The 18,100-nt window shown below is 44.8% G+C and carries 18 protein-coding genes and 4 pseudogenes; 16 read left to right on the top strand and 6 right to left on the bottom strand.

Annotation, left to right across the window (positions count from 1 at the left end):
• Positions 1 to 56: 56 nt before the first annotated feature.
• From MHH48_RS14145 to MHH48_RS14195, 11 genes and pseudogenes are all read left to right on the top strand, one after another.
• Positions 57 to 1,082 (top strand): zinc-binding alcohol dehydrogenase family protein, encoded by a 1,026-nt coding sequence (locus tag MHH48_RS14145; RefSeq protein ID WP_340390678.1) that lies wholly within the window; start codon positions 57 to 59, stop codon positions 1,080 to 1,082.
• 619 nt (positions 1,083 to 1,701) lie between these two features.
• Complete coding sequence (locus MHH48_RS14150; RefSeq protein ID WP_076326761.1) at positions 1,702 to 2,004, top strand: metalloregulator ArsR/SmtB family transcription factor; 303 nt, start codon at positions 1,702 to 1,704, stop codon at positions 2,002 to 2,004.
• A 68-nt stretch (positions 2,005 to 2,072) separates the two neighbouring features.
• A complete protein-coding gene (locus tag MHH48_RS14155) occupies positions 2,073 to 3,059 on the top strand; it encodes a zinc-dependent alcohol dehydrogenase family protein (RefSeq protein WP_340390679.1) in 987 nt (328 codons plus the stop codon).
• Complete coding sequence (locus MHH48_RS14160; RefSeq protein WP_340390680.1) at positions 3,056 to 3,394, top strand: antibiotic biosynthesis monooxygenase; 339 nt, start codon at positions 3,056 to 3,058, stop codon at positions 3,392 to 3,394. The genes MHH48_RS14155 and MHH48_RS14160 overlap by 4 nt, the downstream gene beginning before the upstream one ends.
• A gap of 26 nt (positions 3,395 to 3,420) precedes the next feature.
• A pseudogene (locus tag MHH48_RS14165) lies at positions 3,421 to 3,614 on the top strand (LysR family transcriptional regulator); the annotation flags it as partial.
• A 52-nt stretch (positions 3,615 to 3,666) separates the two neighbouring features.
• Positions 3,667 to 3,848, top strand: a pseudogene (locus tag MHH48_RS14170) (molybdenum cofactor biosynthesis protein); the annotation flags it as partial.
• A 254-nt stretch (positions 3,849 to 4,102) separates the two neighbouring features.
• The gene (locus MHH48_RS14175) at positions 4,103 to 4,456 is read left to right on the top strand and encodes an alpha/beta hydrolase (RefSeq protein ID WP_256720894.1); all 354 of its coding nucleotides are present in this window, start codon (positions 4,103 to 4,105) and stop codon (positions 4,454 to 4,456) included.
• A gap of 12 nt (positions 4,457 to 4,468) precedes the next feature.
• Complete coding sequence (locus MHH48_RS14180; protein ID WP_256720893.1) at positions 4,469 to 5,233, top strand: alpha/beta hydrolase; 765 nt, start codon at positions 4,469 to 4,471, stop codon at positions 5,231 to 5,233.
• A gap of 142 nt (positions 5,234 to 5,375) precedes the next feature.
• Positions 5,376 to 6,071, top strand: a complete 696-nt coding sequence (locus MHH48_RS14185) for a hypothetical protein (protein WP_076326750.1) — start codon at positions 5,376 to 5,378, stop codon at positions 6,069 to 6,071.
• Between the two features lie 293 nt (positions 6,072 to 6,364).
• Positions 6,365 to 7,351, top strand: coding sequence for a zinc-dependent alcohol dehydrogenase family protein (locus MHH48_RS14190; protein ID WP_340390681.1), 987 nt, complete (start codon positions 6,365 to 6,367; stop codon positions 7,349 to 7,351).
• Positions 7,348 to 7,683: an antibiotic biosynthesis monooxygenase gene (locus MHH48_RS14195; protein ID WP_340390682.1), complete on the top strand. Its 336-nt coding sequence runs from the start codon at positions 7,348 to 7,350 to the stop codon at positions 7,681 to 7,683. Before MHH48_RS14190 ends, MHH48_RS14195 begins: the two co-directional genes overlap by 4 nt.
• A gap of 124 nt (positions 7,684 to 7,807) precedes the next feature.
• Here MHH48_RS14195 and MHH48_RS14200 read toward each other — a convergent pair whose 3' ends face one another.
• Positions 7,808 to 8,152: an ISAs1 family transposase gene (locus tag MHH48_RS14200; protein WP_083659888.1), complete on the bottom strand. Its 345-nt coding sequence runs from the start codon at positions 8,150 to 8,152 to the stop codon at positions 7,808 to 7,810.
• Between the two features lie 385 nt (positions 8,153 to 8,537).
• Here MHH48_RS14200 and MHH48_RS14205 point away from each other — a divergent pair, with 385 nt between their 5' ends.
• Positions 8,538 to 9,314, top strand: coding sequence for a type II CAAX endopeptidase family protein (locus MHH48_RS14205; RefSeq protein WP_076326755.1), 777 nt, complete (start codon positions 8,538 to 8,540; stop codon positions 9,312 to 9,314).
• A 126-nt stretch (positions 9,315 to 9,440) separates the two neighbouring features.
• Here MHH48_RS14205 and MHH48_RS14210 read toward each other — a convergent pair whose 3' ends face one another.
• The 4 genes and pseudogenes from MHH48_RS14210 to MHH48_RS14225 form a co-directional block, all read right to left on the bottom strand.
• Positions 9,441 to 9,785 carry an ISAs1 family transposase gene (locus MHH48_RS14210; RefSeq protein ID WP_340390702.1) on the bottom strand — a complete coding sequence of 115 codons (345 nt, stop codon included), beginning with the start codon at positions 9,783 to 9,785 and terminating at the stop codon, positions 9,441 to 9,443.
• A gap of 1,043 nt (positions 9,786 to 10,828) precedes the next feature.
• On the bottom strand, positions 10,829 to 11,719 hold the full coding sequence (locus MHH48_RS14215; protein ID WP_076326314.1) for a class I SAM-dependent methyltransferase: 891 nt from the start codon (positions 11,717 to 11,719) through the stop codon (positions 10,829 to 10,831).
• 414 nt (positions 11,720 to 12,133) lie between these two features.
• Positions 12,134 to 12,891 (bottom strand): annotated as a pseudogene (locus MHH48_RS14220) (NAD(P)/FAD-dependent oxidoreductase); the annotation flags it as partial.
• 118 nt (positions 12,892 to 13,009) lie between these two features.
• Positions 13,010 to 13,495: an Rrf2 family transcriptional regulator gene (locus MHH48_RS14225; RefSeq protein ID WP_076326315.1), complete on the bottom strand. Its 486-nt coding sequence runs from the start codon at positions 13,493 to 13,495 to the stop codon at positions 13,010 to 13,012.
• Between the two features lie 165 nt (positions 13,496 to 13,660).
• On the opposite strand from MHH48_RS14225, the pseudogene MHH48_RS14230 reads away from it, so the two are divergent.
• The 3 genes and pseudogenes from MHH48_RS14230 to MHH48_RS14240 all read left to right on the top strand — a co-directional run.
• A pseudogene (locus tag MHH48_RS14230) lies at positions 13,661 to 13,934 on the top strand (ATP-binding protein); the annotation flags it as partial.
• A 42-nt stretch (positions 13,935 to 13,976) separates the two neighbouring features.
• On the top strand, positions 13,977 to 14,171 hold the full coding sequence (locus tag MHH48_RS14235; protein WP_076326317.1) for a DUF4358 domain-containing protein: 195 nt from the start codon (positions 13,977 to 13,979) through the stop codon (positions 14,169 to 14,171).
• An 842-nt stretch (positions 14,172 to 15,013) separates the two neighbouring features.
• Positions 15,014 to 15,385: a carboxymuconolactone decarboxylase family protein gene (locus MHH48_RS14240; RefSeq protein WP_076326318.1), complete on the top strand. Its 372-nt coding sequence runs from the start codon at positions 15,014 to 15,016 to the stop codon at positions 15,383 to 15,385.
• A gap of 620 nt (positions 15,386 to 16,005) precedes the next feature.
• Here MHH48_RS14240 and MHH48_RS14245 read toward each other — a convergent pair.
• Complete coding sequence (locus MHH48_RS14245) at positions 16,006 to 16,896, bottom strand: AraC family transcriptional regulator (RefSeq protein ID WP_076326319.1); 891 nt, start codon at positions 16,894 to 16,896, stop codon at positions 16,006 to 16,008.
• Between the two features lie 180 nt (positions 16,897 to 17,076).
• Here MHH48_RS14245 and MHH48_RS14250 point away from each other — a divergent pair, with 180 nt between their 5' ends.
• On the top strand, positions 17,077 to 17,916 hold the full coding sequence (locus MHH48_RS14250) for an SDR family NAD(P)-dependent oxidoreductase (RefSeq protein ID WP_076326320.1): 840 nt from the start codon (positions 17,077 to 17,079) through the stop codon (positions 17,914 to 17,916).
• The last annotated feature ends 184 nt before the right edge of the window (positions 17,917 to 18,100 follow it).

The raw sequence follows: 18,100 nt of genomic DNA on the forward strand, positions 1-18,100 counted from the left end.
CCATCGACTCTCTTTTTGATGCCGGTTAAAAAATTTTACGAAAGGATGAAATAATCATGTCAACTATAAAAGCTGTGGGTTTGTATCGTTATCTACCCATTGAAAATTCAGAAAGCTTGTTAGATTTACAGCTGGAAAAGCCAAGTGCTACGGGTCGGGATTTACTCGTTCGCGTAAAAGCTGTGGCAGTTAATCCAGTTGATTATAAGGTTCGATCACCCAAAGAAAAGGTAGAGGCCAACCCAAAAATTTTAGGCTGGGACGTAGCAGGAATTGTTGAAGAAGTTGGACCAGATTGCACGTTATTTCAACCAGGTGATGAGGTCTATTACGCTGGTGACATCACTCGGCAAGGTGGTAATAGTGAATTTCATCTTGTTGACGAAAGGATCGTAGGAAAAAAACCAAGATCTTTGGATTTTGCACAAGCTGCTGCTCTACCATTAACAACAATTACTGCCTATGAAGCACTATTTGATCGTATGAATATTAGTCGTGATTCAAACGAAAATAAGAATAAAACGCTTTTAATTATTGGTGCTGCAGGGGGGGTTGGCTCCATAGCTATTCAATTAGCAAAAAAGGTGGGGTTGACTGTTATTGGTACTGCCTCCAGACCTGAATCGATTGCTTGGGCAAAAGAACATGGGGCTGACCATACCATTAATCATTTTGAGGAGTTCGTTCCACAATTAAAACAGGTGGGGTTTGAAACAGTCCATTACATTCTCTGTCTTAACGCAACAGAGAAGCATTGGGCAAATATGGCAAAAGCTATTGCTCCCCAAGGAAAAATTTGCTCAATTGTCGAAACAGACGTGCCTCTTCATCTAACATTACTAAAAAACAAAAGTGTAACCTTTGTTTGGGAGTTGATGTTTACAAGACCCATGTTTCAGACGGAAGATATGATCGAACAACATAAGCTCTTAAACGAAGTTGCTGATTTAATTGATAGAAAAATAATAAAAACTACACTAAACAAACGTCTCTCACCTATCAATGCTGAGAATTTGCGAAAAGCTCATTCATTACTAGAGACTGGCAAATCTATTGGAAAAATTGTCGTAGAAGATTTTTAATGTAAGGGGTACTGCCAGACAAACGCGGATTTTGTACGCTAAGCCTTTTAAACCATAAAAAGGCCGGAATCCCGAAGACTAAGGCTTACCGGCTTCAATTTTTCTTGTGGTAAGTGGCAACAGTGAGTCTAGCTTTGCACTCTGTTTCTGATCGAATGTGTACTCATCAAGGAAGTTAGATGTGCTCCTATCACAATGGAGAGATATGACTTATCAGATTTTCCAAAAGCAATTCTTTTTGCTTTGTATTTTAAGTGTTTAGTTGCTTCTGTAAGATAGACCGTATTCCAGAGACGAGAAGGGCTACCTGATCGTCTCTGGCGTAGATGGCAAAGCGCGCTATGTCGCGCTGCCGGGCAAGACAGAGCTGGAGTAATAAACCCGACCGGTGGTGGAAGTCAAATGCGCTGCTGCCATTCGCTTGGCGGACAAGACCGTAGCGGCATTGGCCACCGATGGTATCTACTGGACTGACCATCATTGCAAATTTGAGAGTTGCTCCGGAACAGGGCTGACTCTTCATAACGGCTGTTGACTCTCGCATTGATATATCGGTAATTTCCGATATTGACATATCGGTAAATTTCGATATAATCAGGTTAAGGAGGTCATGGAGATTATGGAATTGCTCGAAATATTCAAAGCCCTCTCAAACCATACACGCCTTGAAATCTTGAAAGGTTTGAAGGATCCCGCGAATAACTTCCCTCCGCAGGATGAAGGTGACGTTCTTACGGTGGGAGTCTGCGTCAGTAGTATTCAAGAAGGCGTCGGACTGTCGCAGTCAACGGTGTCTGATTATCTTGCAATTCTGCAACGAGCGGGGTTGGTCGAAGTCAGGCGCATCGGTCAGTGGACCTACTACAAGCGGAACGAAGCAACCATCAGTGCTCTAGCCGAGATCATAGGGAAAGAATTGTAATTCAATTCTTTCCACATTGAATCGGAAATTCCCGATATTCCTATTTATCGAAAAGAGGAGGATTTACAATGAAAGCGATAATACTTAAATCATTTGGCGGCCCGGAATCGTTCGAACTTTGCGACGTGCCCAAGCCTGTGCCGCACACGGGACAAGTCCTGGTCCGGGTGCATGCAACCTCCATCAATCCGTTGGATTACCAGGTCCGACGTGGCGATTATCCCGATTTGGTGCAACTGCCGGCCATTACCGGACACGACGTATCTGGCGTTGTCGAAGAAGTCGGACCGGGTGTGACGAACTTTTCTCCAGGAGACGAAGTCTGGTACACCCCGCAAATATTTGACGGACCAGGAAGTTATGCCGAGTACCACGTTGCTGCCGAAAGCATTATTGGGAAGAAGCCTGCCTCGCTGAGCCATCTTGAGGCGGCAAGCCTGTCCTTGGTTGGCGGGACGGTGTGGGAAGCACTGATCGAGCGTGCAGCGCTAAGAGTGGGGGAAAGCATTCTAGTACACGGCGGCGCGGGAGGAGTCGGTCATGTGGCGATCCAGCTCGCAAAAGCCATGGGAGCAAGGGTGTTCACGACCGTGCGCGAAGCAAACTTTGAGTTCGCACGAAGTTTGGGTGCCGATGTGGTCATCGACTACAAAAAGGAGGATTATGTCGACGCCATCATGCGGGAAACGGGTGGCCGCGGAGTCGATGTCGTGTTCGACACCATCGGCGGCAACACATTGTCGCGCAGCCCCGACACGCTCGCACAACTTGGCCGCGTTGTCACGATCGTGGACATTGCACAGCCACAAAACCTCATTGAGGCCTGGGGCAAGAACGCGAGTTATCACTTCGTTTTTACAAGACAAAACCGCGGCAAGCTTGATGAGTTGAGCGCATTGATAGAGCGTGGCCAGCTGCGGCCACACGTTGGCGCCGTCTATTCGCTTGCCGACATTCCGCTCGCCCATGCCCGGCTGGAGAGTCCCAACAACGGTGTTCAAGGAAAAATCGCGATTGAAGTCGGGCCGTCGGCTCATTTTAAAGGAACGCCATGATTTATGAGATCGCTCTACTCCCCGTTCACAATGAACACATTGAAACGTTCAGACGTGCATTTGCCGAGGTCGCTCCTTTGCTCAGTCGTGCAAAGGGTTACGGCGGTCACTTCCTTGCGCAAGGAATCGAAACACCCCAGCTATTCCATCTAATCGTACGATGGCAATCACTCGAGGATCACACGCCGGGCTTCGAAGCGAGTGAAGACCATCGTATGTTCATGATGGGCTTGCAGGAATATTTTTCGGAAGAACCAAGGGTCTATCATATTGAAGGGGCAGCTTTTGCTACAGGAGAACATGATGATCCGCCGTTGGAATGGGAATCAGCTTAATCAGTTCATGAGCGGACGGGGTCATTTTGGAACTACGTCATCTCGTTGCTTCCTGGCCGTAGCTGAGGAGCTCCACTTCGCCCGTGCAGCCGAGCGGCTTCACATCGAGCAATCGCCACTATCGCGCGCCATCAAGGAGCTGGAGGAACAACTGTGCGTGGTGCTGTTCGCCCGCACCACGCGCAGCACCCGGCTGACAAGAGCGGGCAAGCTGTTCCTGGGGTACTGCCAACAATATGTGGATTTTGTACGCTAAGCTCTGATTGACAGAAAAATTGGTGGAGGAAGAGCTGAGCGGTGATATCATCGAATACCGGATCGTTCTCGATGAGCAGGACGTAATTATCGCTGCGTTGATCGAGCTTACGGATTATTATCAAGTGGACCTTGTCCCCACGACAGGCGGTACGGAGATATTAAGACGGGGGCGACCAAGCGGGTCATCGAACGCGAAGCGAGATTATTGCTGACGATGCGCCCGCTAAGAAACTCTATTCGGGTGGGATAATAAATAACGATAGGTGAATGTCGAGAGACAAAATATTGTATGGTTTATGGATCAACTGCATATTAACAAAGCTCATGTGATTGGATATGGCATGGGTGGAGGGGTTGCACTCCATTTAGCCGTCAGTCATCAACATAGAAATGCATCCTTGACATCGATTGGTCAATGCGGCTTTGTCGCTTCCAGAGGATTGGAACAGTTTGAACCGGAATGGCTTGTGCAGAACGGTCGCCATAAAATCCATGATGGAAAGGCATTTGGATGCCCATCAAGGCAATTGGCAGCAATTTCTGCGGCAGAAGGTTAAAGATTGGCGGACATATCTGCAACTGAGCGATAAAGAGTTAAGCAGCATCATCTGTCCTGCTCTCTTTATTGCCGGACAATTTGACGTGCTCGGGCCTGAGGAAGATCTCAAGCGGGCGACTGCTCTGATCCGTAATTCTAGTTATGTGATTGTACCAGATTGTAGCCATAGACCCCATATGAGTGGTGAGAATCCGGTGTTTGTCAACGATACGATATTGAATTTCATAGAAACTCAGCACTTATAAAGGAGTAAACACGTGCCATACGTACAGGTAAATGACTTAGAGATGTTTTACGAGCAGATGGGTGTTGGGGAAACTGTAGTTTTTTTGCATAGCGGCTATTCCAGAAGCATCTTGGCTTTCGCCAGTCAATTGTTAGACTTCCAAAAGAAATACACCTGTTACTTTCCCGACTTCAGAGGGCATGGCAGAACAAAATGTGAAAGTCTGGAGTGGTCTACTCCTGCAATTGCCGATGATATTGTCGAATTTATGGATAGAATGGATATCCCCAAAGCTCATCTGGTTGGTTACAGCCTGGGGGCAAGTGTTGGACTTTATATGGCCGTAAATAACTCCGAAAGAGTGGCTACCCTTACCACGATTGGCTGTAGCGGATTTTGTGATCCTACCGGCGTTGAAAATTTCGAACCGGAATGGCTTATTGCCAAAGGCAAACAGGACACAATTAATCAAATGATGGAAAGACACATGGAAGCACATCGAGGCAATTGGGAAGAACATATGAAACAAGCCGCACAAGATTGGCGTCAATATCCGCGGCTATCAGAGGAACAACTCAGCAGCATTACATGTCCAGCGTTATTTATGACAGGTGAACATGACTCATTTGTCGGCGAGGAAAAAATCAAATACTTGAGCTCGCTTGTTGCAGGATCGAGTTACTTCGTTGTTCCTGATGGGAGCCATCGCCCCCATATGCTTAGGGAATACCCGACTTTAGTTAATGATAAGATTTTTACGTTTTTGGAGACTTATCCAGTTACGAAGGAAAACTAACGGAACGTTTTCACAATAAAAGCAAGGGCAGTCAATGACTTTTTACCACTACCAATGCTCGCTGAAATTTCGGTTTAGGGTCAGTTTGCACGCATTTAGAAGACTACTGTTTTCAATATGTCAAAGGGAGGTTTGTGAGGTAATGCATACGACGAAAGACTTGAGGTCAGAGGATTTTACAATTACTGTGGACGGAAGTAATGCTGTTTGGGAGGATATTTTCCCGGTATTTCATAAGCACGACCGTCTGGGTATCGTTGTAAAGCAACCAGGAGGAGCTATTGGGGCAAGCGGACTGATTTTGGCATATGTTACCCGGTTCTACGACTTCTATCGCGACCAGTTGGGAAATGCACCTGATCGATTGAGAATTTATCCGGAGATATTTGTGTTCCATGTCGGATCTCGGATGATGGACCATTCCTCATTGGATGTTTGGCCACCCCACAAAGAGGTTATCGTGCATAATGAACCGGAGCAGGTTCTGGAGGCTATTAATGATCGTGGCATAACTAGGCTTTTAGTCGAAGACATGCTTCCGTTACCGGCAAATTTTTTGCGTGAGACGGTCAGCAGTGCGATGCAGAGAATTGTTAGTGCGATGGCGTATTCCTCGAAAGGATGTGTCAATCATGCAGACATCAGCATCAGCAGCAGTCCAGCTGCAGAAAAATATGTAATGGCATCGATTAACGCGTCTGGGGAGTTGTCCGAAATGATAAGGGAAAAGCTGCGGTTAGGTCAAAAAGCTCGTAGTACGGATTGTATCGTGACTGATACCTATCGTAGAATTCAAATTTCAGATGCAATCCATATGCTGAGTCATTCAAATATGTAAATGTAGCGGCAGCCGACTGAATCAGGGGGGAGACTATTTGACGATTACCGTCATGCCGAACTCACTGAAAGCACATTTACCATTTTAATCCACACGTATGCGGTGGTGTCAGTTATGTTACTACTACCCCGAGGAGGCTTCGACATACTGTAAACAATTCCATCTACTTTGCACTAATGACAGCTACGCTGGTACTATACCGTGATACTGTTCACCGTAAATTATCCTTAACAGACAAACATAAAATCGAAAATTCCCGATATTCCTATTTATCGAAAAGAGGAGGATTTACAATGAAAGCGATAATACTTAAATCATTTGGCGGCCCGGAATCGTTCGAACTTTGCGACGTGCCCAAGCCTGTGCCGCACACGGGACAAGTCCTGGTCCGGGTGCATGCAACCTCCATCAATCCGTTGGATTACCAGGTCCGACGTGGCGATTATCCCGATTTGGTGCAACTGCCGGCCATTACCGGACACGACGTATCTGGCGTTGTCGAAGAAGTCGGACCGGGTGTGACGAACTTTTCTCCAGGAGACGAAGTCTGGTACACCCCGCAAATATTTGACGGACCAGGAAGTTATGCCGAGTACCACGTTGCTGCCGAAAGCATTATTGGGAAGAAGCCTGCCTCGCTGAGCCATCTTGAGGCGGCAAGCCTGTCCTTGGTTGGCGGGACGGTGTGGGAAGCACTGATCGAGCGTGCGGCGCTAAGAGTGGGGGAAAGCATTCTAATACACGGCGGCGCGGGAGGAGTCGGTCATGTGGCGATCCAGCTCGCAAAAGCCATGGGAGCAAGGGTGTTCACGACCGTGCGCGAAGCAAACTTTGAGTTCGCACGAAGTTTGGGTGCCGATGTGGTCATCGACTACAAAAAGGAGGATTATGTCGACGCCATCATGCGGGAAACGGGTGGCCGCGGAGTCGATGTCGTGTTCGACACCATCGGCGGCAACACATTGTCGCGCAGCCCCGACACGCTCGCACAACTTGGCCGCGTTGTCACGATCGTGGACATTGCACAGCCACAAAACGTCATTGAGGCCTGGGGCAAGAACGCGAGTTATCACTTCGTTTTCACAAGACAAAACCGCGGCAAGCTTGATGAGTTGAGCGCATTGATAGAGCGTGGTCAGCTTCGGCCACACGTTGGCGCCGTCTATTCGCTTGCGGACATTCCGCTCGCCCATGCCCGGCTGGAGAGCCCTAACAACGGTGTTCAAGGAAAAATCGCGATTGCTGTCGGGCCGTCGGCTCATTTGAGAGGAACGCCATGATTTATGAGATCGCTCTACTCCCCGTTCACAATGAACACATTGAAACGTTCAGACGTGCATTTGCCGAGGTCGCTCCTTTGCTCAGCCGCGCAAAGGGTTACGGCGGTCACTTCCTCGCGCAAGGGATCGAAACACCCCAGCTATTCCATCTAATCGTGCGATGGCAATCACTCGAGGATCACACGCCGGGCTTCGAAGCGAGTGAAGACCATCGGATGTTCATGATGGGCTTACAGGAATATTTTTCGGAAGAACCAAGGGTTTATCATATTGAAGGGGCAGCTTTTGCTACAGGAGAACATGATGATCCGCCGTTGGCATGGGAATGCTAGCTCCTTAAGGAGTTTGTGGCTTTAAAGCAATTGGGCCGTTGTTGGGGTGTTTTTGTGCCTAACGGAATCTGTGCCGACATCGGTCATTGTCAAGCTAGTTGTCGCATTTAACAGGGCTAACGCATTAGACTTGTTGAAGTCCAGCGTAGAGTACCCTAAGCAGATATTCGTTTTTCCGGCCACATAATTTGCGTTCGGATTTAATGCGGAGCTTAACGGTCTTTTCTTGCTTGAGTAGGTTCAGGGCCATACGCCGCAGAATGGCTGCATTTTCAGCAGGGTTCTGGATTCGCATGCGCTGCTTATCTTCCCGAAATGCAATATCCAAAACCCAATGCTGGCCATTCTCAATACTCCAATGTTCTCGAACAGCCTGCGCAAATTGGGTTACCTGCTCCGTTAGCGAAGTGATATAATACCGGTGCTCCAGGGTAATCGTCCCGCCCACATGCCTTTCAGACTCCACCATGCTGACACTGTGTAGATCCTTCCAATCCTGTCCCGGACGCAACGCTTCCGATGCAGGGCTGAGCTAGTATCTGCGAATTTCGACGAGACCGTGCCCTTTTTCTACCGTTTTGTAGTATTCATGAGGCGTATCTTCAAAAAGCGGTCTGCAAAAAATAGCGTTACGTCCTCATATAACGAAGGCTGGTTGCCTTTCACCGCAATGACGTAATTCACTTCTTGCTTTCTAATGCGTTAGCCCTGCCGGCCTTTCACGTTTGGATTGAAAAGGGGCAGGACTTGCGCTATACATATGTTTGTGTGGCTATATACATATTGGGGCGATAAAACAAACATAGATTGTTTTTATAACTATATGAAAATCAAGAAAGGGAGATACTTTGGAAATGAACAAAAAATTGACAATACAATATATTGTCGGATCACTCTTGATCACTTGGTTGCTGTGGGGTGCAATTATTGTGGTGCAACAGTTTGGCTATCTCAAATATGGAACCCCACTTTTTATGGTGTTGTTTATTTTGGGAACATGTACACCGCCGATTGTTGCTGTAACGCTTTTGCTAAAATATGAGATAATACCGGCGAAAAAATTGTTAAAAACAATTTTTTCAGTTAAACAACCTATATTAATGTACATAGTAACATTAGGGTTTGCGGCGTTATTCTTCGCTGTCGGTACGTTTGTGGGATTCGTTGAATACGTCTCGCCTATTTATGTTTCCATACTAACAATACCGATGATGATTTTCGGCGGTGGGCTAGAGGAAATCGGTTGGCGTTTTCTTCTACAACCGGAGTTGGAAAAGAAACTGCCGTTTGGGGTTTCAACCTCTATTACCGCAATTGTCTGGGCTATATGGCACTTTCCTCTGTTTTGGATAGAAGGAACATCGCAGTATCATCACAGTTTCGGAGTATTTACAATCCAATGTTTTGGAATGGCATTTTTACTTGCTGCAATTTATCGCTTAAGCAAAAGTGTGTGGCTCTGCATTTTCTTTCACGCGCTCACTAACAGTTTGTATAGCTCGTTTACATGGCATATTGAAAATTTCAGCGAAAATTCCATACCGGCTGTCATTTTAACGATTGTTATGGTAGCTGTTTCATATTTAACGGTTATAGTTACTAAAAAGATACAAAAACAAAGTGAGCTATAAAAAACATACAGCATGGTTCACTTTCGCCACTAAAGGCTATAGAACGTAAACAAGCAAAACAAGTACAAAGACGTGCATACATATATGGTGCAAAAATCCGCGCCGTTGGGTAATAGGGCTAACGCATTAGACTTGTTGAAGTCCAGCGTAGAGTACCTTAAGCAGATATTCGTTTTTCCAGCCACATAATTTGCGTTTGGATTTAATGCCGAGCTTAACGGTTTTTTCTTGCTTGAGTAGGTTCAGGGCCATACGCCGCAGAATGGCTGCATTTTCAGCAGCGTTCTGGATTCGCATGCGCTGTTCATCTTCCCGAAATGCAATATCCAAAACCCAATGCTGGCCATTCTCAATACTCCAATGTTCTCGAACAGCCTGCGCAAATTGGGTTACCTGCTCCGTTAGCGAAGTGATATAAGTTGGCCTTGGAAGATATTGACGCCGCTTCCCATGCTCGGGCGAAGACAGAATTGCAAGACATTACTCCGGTCGAGACATTCGTACTTGATGTGCGTGACCGTGAAGCCTACGCGTCCACTGCAGAGGCAGTGGAACGCGCACTGGGACCGGTTACTAATGTTAACAGGAACGCTAGTTAAATGAAAGAATAAAAACACACATTATGAAGCAAACCTAGATTTAATTAGGTCTAATGGGGGGGAATATACGCCCAACTGAGCGGAGAACACTGACGAGAACTTTACCTCGGTTCTTTTAGCATAATCTGTATTATTGAATAACGGTGGTATGCTCTTAAGACCGCCGTTACCCAACTAAGGGGCAGATTAGTTTTAAATTAATAATACCCCCGCCTGTATTTGCTTCCATGAAATAAGGTATCTTCACTTTGTTACGTCATAGTTTCATTGCGACCGATGTTAGTTTATTTCCCAAGGATCCAAAAAATCCGAACAAGCTCGGTCCACAGTTCTAATTATTGGCTCTTCGGAAAATATGAGAGGTGCCCACCCAGGGTACCTCCCCGAATCCACGGATATCTCCATGGTGGTTATATTATTTGAAACATTTCTACGAGGAATTTCCACGCAAGCCCGGGACGGTGTTCCATACGAGGGCATTGATGCTGCTATAACTCAACTGATGAGCGTCTGGGATGCATTATCTATTGAACCAGGTAAATTGTTTTAGGTAAGGGCTACTCTTTTGAAGCCCTACGAGCCAATATACTCTATACAGAAGGACTTCAAAAGGATCGCAGACCCAAGTATAAAATGTGTCTGGATGACTACGAACTTCGAGAGTATAACTAACCAATGTTCGAAAAATTTTCCTAACGGAGTTGTTCATGAGCGTGGTGAGCTTCTTGGTATCGATATTTCCAAGGTTGAAAGATCGATACCCAGCAGATTTTTTTTCCTATGGTTCACGAATAAGGTCCGAAAGATTAAGAATATTCATATAGGTCCCTTTTTTTCAAAATAGACAATCACTTTTCGGTACTCGACCGCCAAGTGATCTCTGATTTTCTTGAATGAATACGTGCCTTATCAGACTCAAATCTCTCTCGTATACATGTTCTGATCCTGCAATTTAATCAGTACTTTGCCAAAACGTCCACCCTCTTGGATGACTACTTTGTCGGACGGATATGCTTTCTCCAAATAGTCAGCAATTATTTTTCGATTCCATTCATCTACAGGTAGACTGTGACGGCGAAGCCAAATCAGCGCTTCCTGCAATGCCGCTTCTCTGGAGACTTCTGTCGTTTTCGTTTCCCGAGTGATTAGCGATTCGTATGCATAACCTTTAAGATACAGCAGATGCAACAAATATCCCATTTCCGTATCTTTCGTATGGAAGGGCTGACTGGTGACGAGTGGCCAGATTTCATTCACTAGGCTGTGCTCTGGAAGACTTGCCGGCATACTGATATAACAGAACTTACGAACGCAATGAAGCACCTTTTCAACGCTCTCCCAATTGTGAATGACCGGGGCCATCGAGACAAAGACTAGATCGAATGCTTGACCCCAGCCTTTGGCCTGCACGTCAATATCTTCAAAAGGTTCGGATACAATCTTCACCTGGTCTTCGGCGAACTTTGAGATGTTTTCTTCCAATAATTCAACTAGTGGAGGAGAGGTCTCTACGGAGGTTACACGAGCCCCTCGCTCCGCAAATGGTACCGAGAATACTCCCGAAGCGGCACCAATATCAAGGACGGAGGCGTTTTCGAATCGAATTCCTTGTCCTTCAAGCCAGTTAATGATTCGTTTGGTTCGTTTTCTTCCCACTTCGTTAAAGGATTGTTCATTAAAAGTCTTCGCCTTATGGTCAAAAGATCTGGTAGGATCGATTCCGGCCCTTTTCATCATTTTTACTATAGTATCGGAATCGTCTTTCCACGCTTCTTCCCAAATGGCTGCATTGAAAAAATCGTTCATGATTATTTCTCACTCTTTCCTTAATGGTTTATGGGTTTCCCTAAACGAACGGCCTGTTTCATCCTACCGTCTGCTCATGCACTGGCCATTTCTCTTTACGGAGAAAGAGACCGAGTTCGAGTGCAACGATGAAGCCGAACCAGGATACAATCTGCGAGTCCATTGGCGATTTCCGCCGGATACCTGCTCCGGTGTATTCAAAATCGCTGTCCCGTGCGGGTGCAGATGGCTTGGCAGTTGGTTAAGGACAGCTGTCTGTGCGGGCTGATGACAAGCGCGATGCTGGTTATCAGCGCGATGTGAGCGGCGACGAGGAAGGTTAAACAGGGTTTGAATGTCATTACCATGAGGATGCCTTGCATAAACATCGGAAGTATGATGGCCGATGAGGAAAATTTCATCATAAGCACAAACAGCAGCGGCAAATGTGCCCATCGAAGCCGCAGCTATGGCCTGATGCAATCGCGATGCTGAATCCCCGGCGCTATAAACGCACGGAATTCTCGTTTTTCCAATTTCATCGACGGCGATAGCCCCTGCTTCCGTGATTCCGCAGCCGATCATTCGCGGCAAGTTCGACCCGTAAACAGTTCCGGTTTGAAAAAGATCCTCCTGCATGGAACGGTCGTCCCATCTTCAAGAACGACCTGCCGAACGATCCCATCGATAGAGTCGATGTACCGGATCGGCGGGTCGAATAGAGGTATTTGATTCCGCCGGAAGTCCTCGTGCTCGGTATCTGTCAGTTCATCCGAGCCATTCGTACAGACGGTAAAAAGGTTCGTCCATCCGGAAATGAGCGGAGCGAAATGCATTCGCTCAGCCCCTTTATATGATGGCGAGCGGCTGATCCCTTAACTCCCAACCGTCGCAATACGGGCAGACGAAGGCGTTTTCCCATATACCTCCGACAGTCCCTGAATGCCTAACGGCTGCTCCTCCATACCGACGGTAAACAATATTTTTTTACTTGCAAAAGTTTGTCCCTGATCAGTCTCGATTTGAAACCGACCGTCCGTTCCCGCAATCGACATCGCCGCCACGAAAAGATACAGAGGGATAGGCGCCGATCTTTTCCTTCGCAATTCGCCGAAACTCGCTCGGACTGATCCCGTCGCGGGAAAGAACCCGAGGGCCTCACGCGTCATAGCGTTGCGGTGACGACCTTCATCGGATCACCGGAACTTTACCGGTCTGCAGCCAATAATTGTCACATCAAAATTATTTTTTTACCGTTAAACATCACCTCTATAGATCTTTAATATCTATAATTAAGGTGCAAGAAATGTATCACTTCTTGCTTGCCTCATGGTCGCGACGCTTGAACGCCTTATCCAATACCGACTGAATCGTATGTTCCTGCAAGTATTGGTGCAGATGCTGTTCCGCGCCGTTCATAACTTTCTCAACCAAACATTCGTTTATTTCTGGACTTTTTTGATCCCGCTGGTTAGCCTCCTCTTCCGCTAACAACCGATGCTGCCGCGAAACCGAATTATAACATTCGAATAGCTGCTGCCTTCCTTCAATCACTTGAATCACATCAAGAAACGTGATCCGATCCGCCGGTCGTGCAAGCTCGTATCCGCCATTCACCCCAGGCACAGCACGTACGATACCATCTTGCCTCAGCTTGGACATGATTTTGGATAAATAGCTTTCGGAAACGCCAAGTGTACTAGATAATTCCTTGATCCCGATGATGTTGCAACGCTCCGAGTGTCCCAGATGGATTAAGGCGTGTAGGGCATAATTTGTACTTTTGGAGAACTGCAAGTATCCCTCCTCCCTTCTATCAAGATTATTATTAATGTAGACCTGCAGTATCCATAATAAATGATTCAACTCCAAGTTGCAATGACTTTCTTGATCTTAACTTCGCTTCTAATGGAGTGTGAATCTGAAACGCATATTGGTGTTGAACCCCTTGCTAATCAAAGTGATTTCCTCACCAACGCGATTCGTTACACGCCGGAGACGGAGTCCATTCTCGTTAGCACCTCGAAAGATCAGGATACCTTTAAAATTAGCATCGATATAAAGGGGCCTGCATTCCAGATGAACAACTTGAGAAGATCTAGGATCGATTTTATCGCGGCAAACCTTCCCGCCAACGGTCGACTTGAGGTACCGGGCTAGGCTTGCCATTTCCAAAAAAATTCTAGAGACGCATGGCGTGCCATATGGGCAACCAATAATGATGCGGACAGTGTGATGATTTTATTTCTTTATACCTCTACATCGAATGTGAGAGCGGATGAATCAAGCCGAGAACGTCAAAGAGAAAATAAAGCAACGAATCGATGCACATAAAATAAAATTCAAAGATTATAGTCCAAACGAATATTTTCTAGTCGAAAATCATGTGTTAAAGACGAAGGGACCATTTGTTTTCTTCGCAGTTTCTAAAGAGGACGATCAAATGGAACATGTGTTTGATGACGCATCTTAACATATTCAATAGCATTATTAACGGTGGCATTCATTGGTTAGTCTGTTAACTATATTTCAGCGGATTATTCATCCGTAGTGTATTTCTTGTACGATTCGCTGCCCTTGGTTACGTATATACCACTGCATGATGAGATTTGACTTATCCGATTTTGAAGCTAGATGTTACGAGGTACTTCATGAGAGACCTGAGAGTTTGTTCGGATGCGAAATTCGATTTTGAGCAGACCGCTCGAAGGCAATCATAACCAACCTGTTGCGTAAGGTCTCCATTCGACAGGGGTGGAGCTTCTCGGCGACCCTATAAGGATTTTGTATGAATCCTTGACATTTATACATAATAAAGATATCGTGGATGTATAGAGTCCATGATTTGGATTCGATTGATACTACGAAGGAGGGGATCTTCATAAAGATATCTTTAATACCAGAACAGTGAGGAAGGATCACGAGGCTCGGGTCCACGATCGGAGTATTCTTCAGCAAAGTGGTAAGCGCCGACAAGTCTGTCATCAAAATTTCTTAGTTGTAAGAGGTTGAAAATGATTGAGGGCAAAGATCTGGTAAGTCGCATGAGGAATGAACACAAACTTCAGTAGAAAGACGCTCCAATCGTAAGTGGTAAGGGTCATCCCCTTCTCGCGATTCTGCGGCGATCCCAAAAAATCAAGTGCTTTTTGTGATTAACGAATAAATTCTTGAACTTTTGCCAGAATAAATAGGGGATTAACTGAAAAAACCTCCTACCGAAGGAGGATGTCGAAATGGTGGGTTCGAGAAAACCCTTGTCCCATCTGCCTCGGCGAATGCCGAAAGCTATTATATTTTTAGGGAGGATTTTAAATGTCAACTATAAAATTGATTTCAGAACAAGAAGCTCAAGGCGAAATTAAAGAGATGTTTGAACAGGCTAAACAAATGTTTGGGGAATTGCCAGAATCTATCCAAGCAATGGCAAATCATCCTGAATACATGAAAATAGTAGCTCAGAAGGCGCAAAACTTTATGAATTCACAAGAACTTGATTTTAACACAAAGCTTGTAATAGCTTTTACAGTATCAATAATGAATAACTGCGAGATGTGTATCGCAAGTTATACAAAACACCTAAAGAATGTTGGCTTTACTGATAAACAGATAGTTGAAATAATATCTGTAATTGATTTTGCAGGTTCTATGAATCATTTCAATAATGCAACATTAATAAAACCGTAAAAAATTTTAAATTATGATTGTTTTGGTATGACATCCGAAGAGCGGGTATAGCCGTGGATGTTCCACCGATTTGTCCTGAGAGTCTTAGCCGTTCATACGACTAAAGACTCTTTTTTAATATCGCCTTAGTCTCACTTGTATTATTATACGTCTTCTGTTAATTTAAACCATTAAGATGTGGTATCCGAACGATTGATTCAACTGAATTCCGTTATTGTTCGTCTTTTACCTAAAGATCACGCCAGCAGCTCGTGTCGGCTGTCCAAGAACGGGGGGAGCTGCTGAGAATAAAGACGAACATTAATATGTTATCAGGGATACGGATAACCACTTATTGTTAATCAAACACTTTGAAGACACGCCCTAATAAAATAAAAAGTAAGAATCATTAAGAACCGATGACTCTTACTTTTTATTTTTCGAAAATTTCAACTAGCTGAACTTGAACTTTCTTCAAATCCGCTTTAGTTAACGAGGGTTGTATTTTTCTCTGTTCGCTCAACTCCACCGATATAAGAAAAGTGAATTCCGGCTTTTTTCGCCAAGCTCTTTCTGTGATAAGCCAGATCGTTTTACCCAAGGATCCAAAAAATCCGAACAAGCTCGATCCACAGTTTTAATTATTTTGCATTCGCAAAATATCGGCCAGTCGGAGGACACCCAAATAACCGTGCATATTCGCGACTGAATTGAGATGGACTTTCATAGCCGACATGAAAAGCGGTATTTGCGACGTTGTAGTTTTCAGTCATTAAAAGGCGCCGCCCTTCTTGCAATCGCAGCTGTTTCTGATACTGTACGGGAGTCATTGCAGTGACCTGCTTGAAATAACGATTTAGAGACGAAGAACTTATATTAGCAATTTGAGCTAATTCTTTAACGCGTAGTGGTTTGTTGAAGTTCGTTTTAATCCGGTCGACTACCTCTGCAATCTTTGCAAAATGACTACCGTTTGTGGCAGTTTGCTTGAAAACATCTCCTTCTTTTTCATTAAGTAACCTATATAGGATTTCTTTAATTATTAATGGCGCTAATGCTGAAGTATCTTTTGGAGTTTCCAATAGCCTCACTAGCCGAATTACCGCATCCAGAAGAATATTATTCATTTTTCCAACAAATAAACTTTTTGGATAATTTTCTATACTCTCAGGAAAAAGATTATTCTCCTTCATGACTTCAAAGATCTCACTTGCGTCCAGGTCAAGTCGGATTGACAAAAAGGGTTCTTCCGATGAAGGCTTGATCGCCTGTCCGGATATCGGTACATCCAAAGAAACAGCCAAATAATCACAAACACCGTAAGTATAACTCTCTTTGCCTAAAATGACTATTTTTTCTCCTTGAGCAACTATGCATAAGGAAGGCTTTTGAATTCTGCATATCGGTATCGTGGCATTGGAATCTTGGATGAGATGGAGTGAAGGAATTAATGTGTTATGGTCCCCATCTTTTTCAGTGAACTTTTTAATGAGTCCCGCTAACTCTTTCTGTTGCAAAGAGATTTTGCTCATACGGAAACCACCAGTTCCAACCTAATTTTTTGATGAATTTTATGTTTTAACTATAAAGTAAATCATACTGTTTGTTAATAGTGTGACAGGAATAGGCATGAAGTTGATTGTTTTCTTATACCAATGGGAATAGATATTTGTACATAATGTAGACAGGTTGACTGAAAGGATAAGATATAAATGCTGAATAAAAAAGTATGGTATGTTACAGGGGCTTCGAAAGGTCTTGGACTTGCACTTGTGAAAAAGTTGCTAGATAACAATTACCGGGTCGCCGCGACGTCAAGAAACTTAGAGGAGCTGAAACGAGCTGTTGGTCAGGTTTCAGAAGAACGTTTTTTGCCGCTTCAAGTTGATTTAAAAAGTTCCGATTCCATTGCTCAATCCATGAAATTGGCATATGAGCATTTTGGACAAATAGATGTAGCGGTCAATAACGCGGGATACGGAATTGGTGGAGCTATAGAGGAACTTTCCAAACAGGAGATCATGTCAAGCTTTGAAGTTAATGTGTTTGGCAGCATTTACGTGGTTCAAAGTGTTCTGCCATACATGAGGGCGAAACGCTATGTCCACATCATTAATATTTCATCCATCGCTGGACTTGCTCCGCACACGGGATGGAGTATTTATGCTGCCACTAAATCGGTTATTATTGGGATGTCAGATGCTTTAGCCCAAGATGTTAAATCGATGGGAATCAATGTAACGGTTGTTGCGCCGGGGGGATTTAGAACAGAGTTTAATACAGCTGAATCCCTTGTTTTAGCGGATCATAAAATCGCCGATTATCTTCCTCTCCATGAGGAAATTAAAAAATTTGAAGCGAATCATGGCAAGCAACTTGGTGATCCAGAAAAGGCTGCCGAAGTTTTTATCGAGTTGGTAGAGTCTGACAACCCGCCGACCTGCTTATTTTTAGGATCTGACGCTTACCGGTGGGCAAACCAAAAGTTAAATAAACTACTCGAAGATATGCAGGTAAATAAGAAATTAAGTGAACAAACAGATAGTAACTAAACTTTGATATCAATGTCTGGTTACCGTCGGTAATAAGGTGGATGCTCATTAATGTGTTCATAGAATAATAATGTTTCAGACTGAGACAATAAAGTTGTCGACTAATTAGGGGATGAAGCTGACAGAAATAAGCAGGCCAAGACTGTATTGTTCCAGTTTTGGACTGCTTTTTGTGATGCTCCCT

The sequence above is a fragment of the Paenibacillus sp. FSL F4-0100 genome (assembly GCF_037993005.1).
Classification (GTDB): domain Bacteria; phylum Bacillota; class Bacilli; order Paenibacillales; family Paenibacillaceae; genus Paenibacillus_AQ.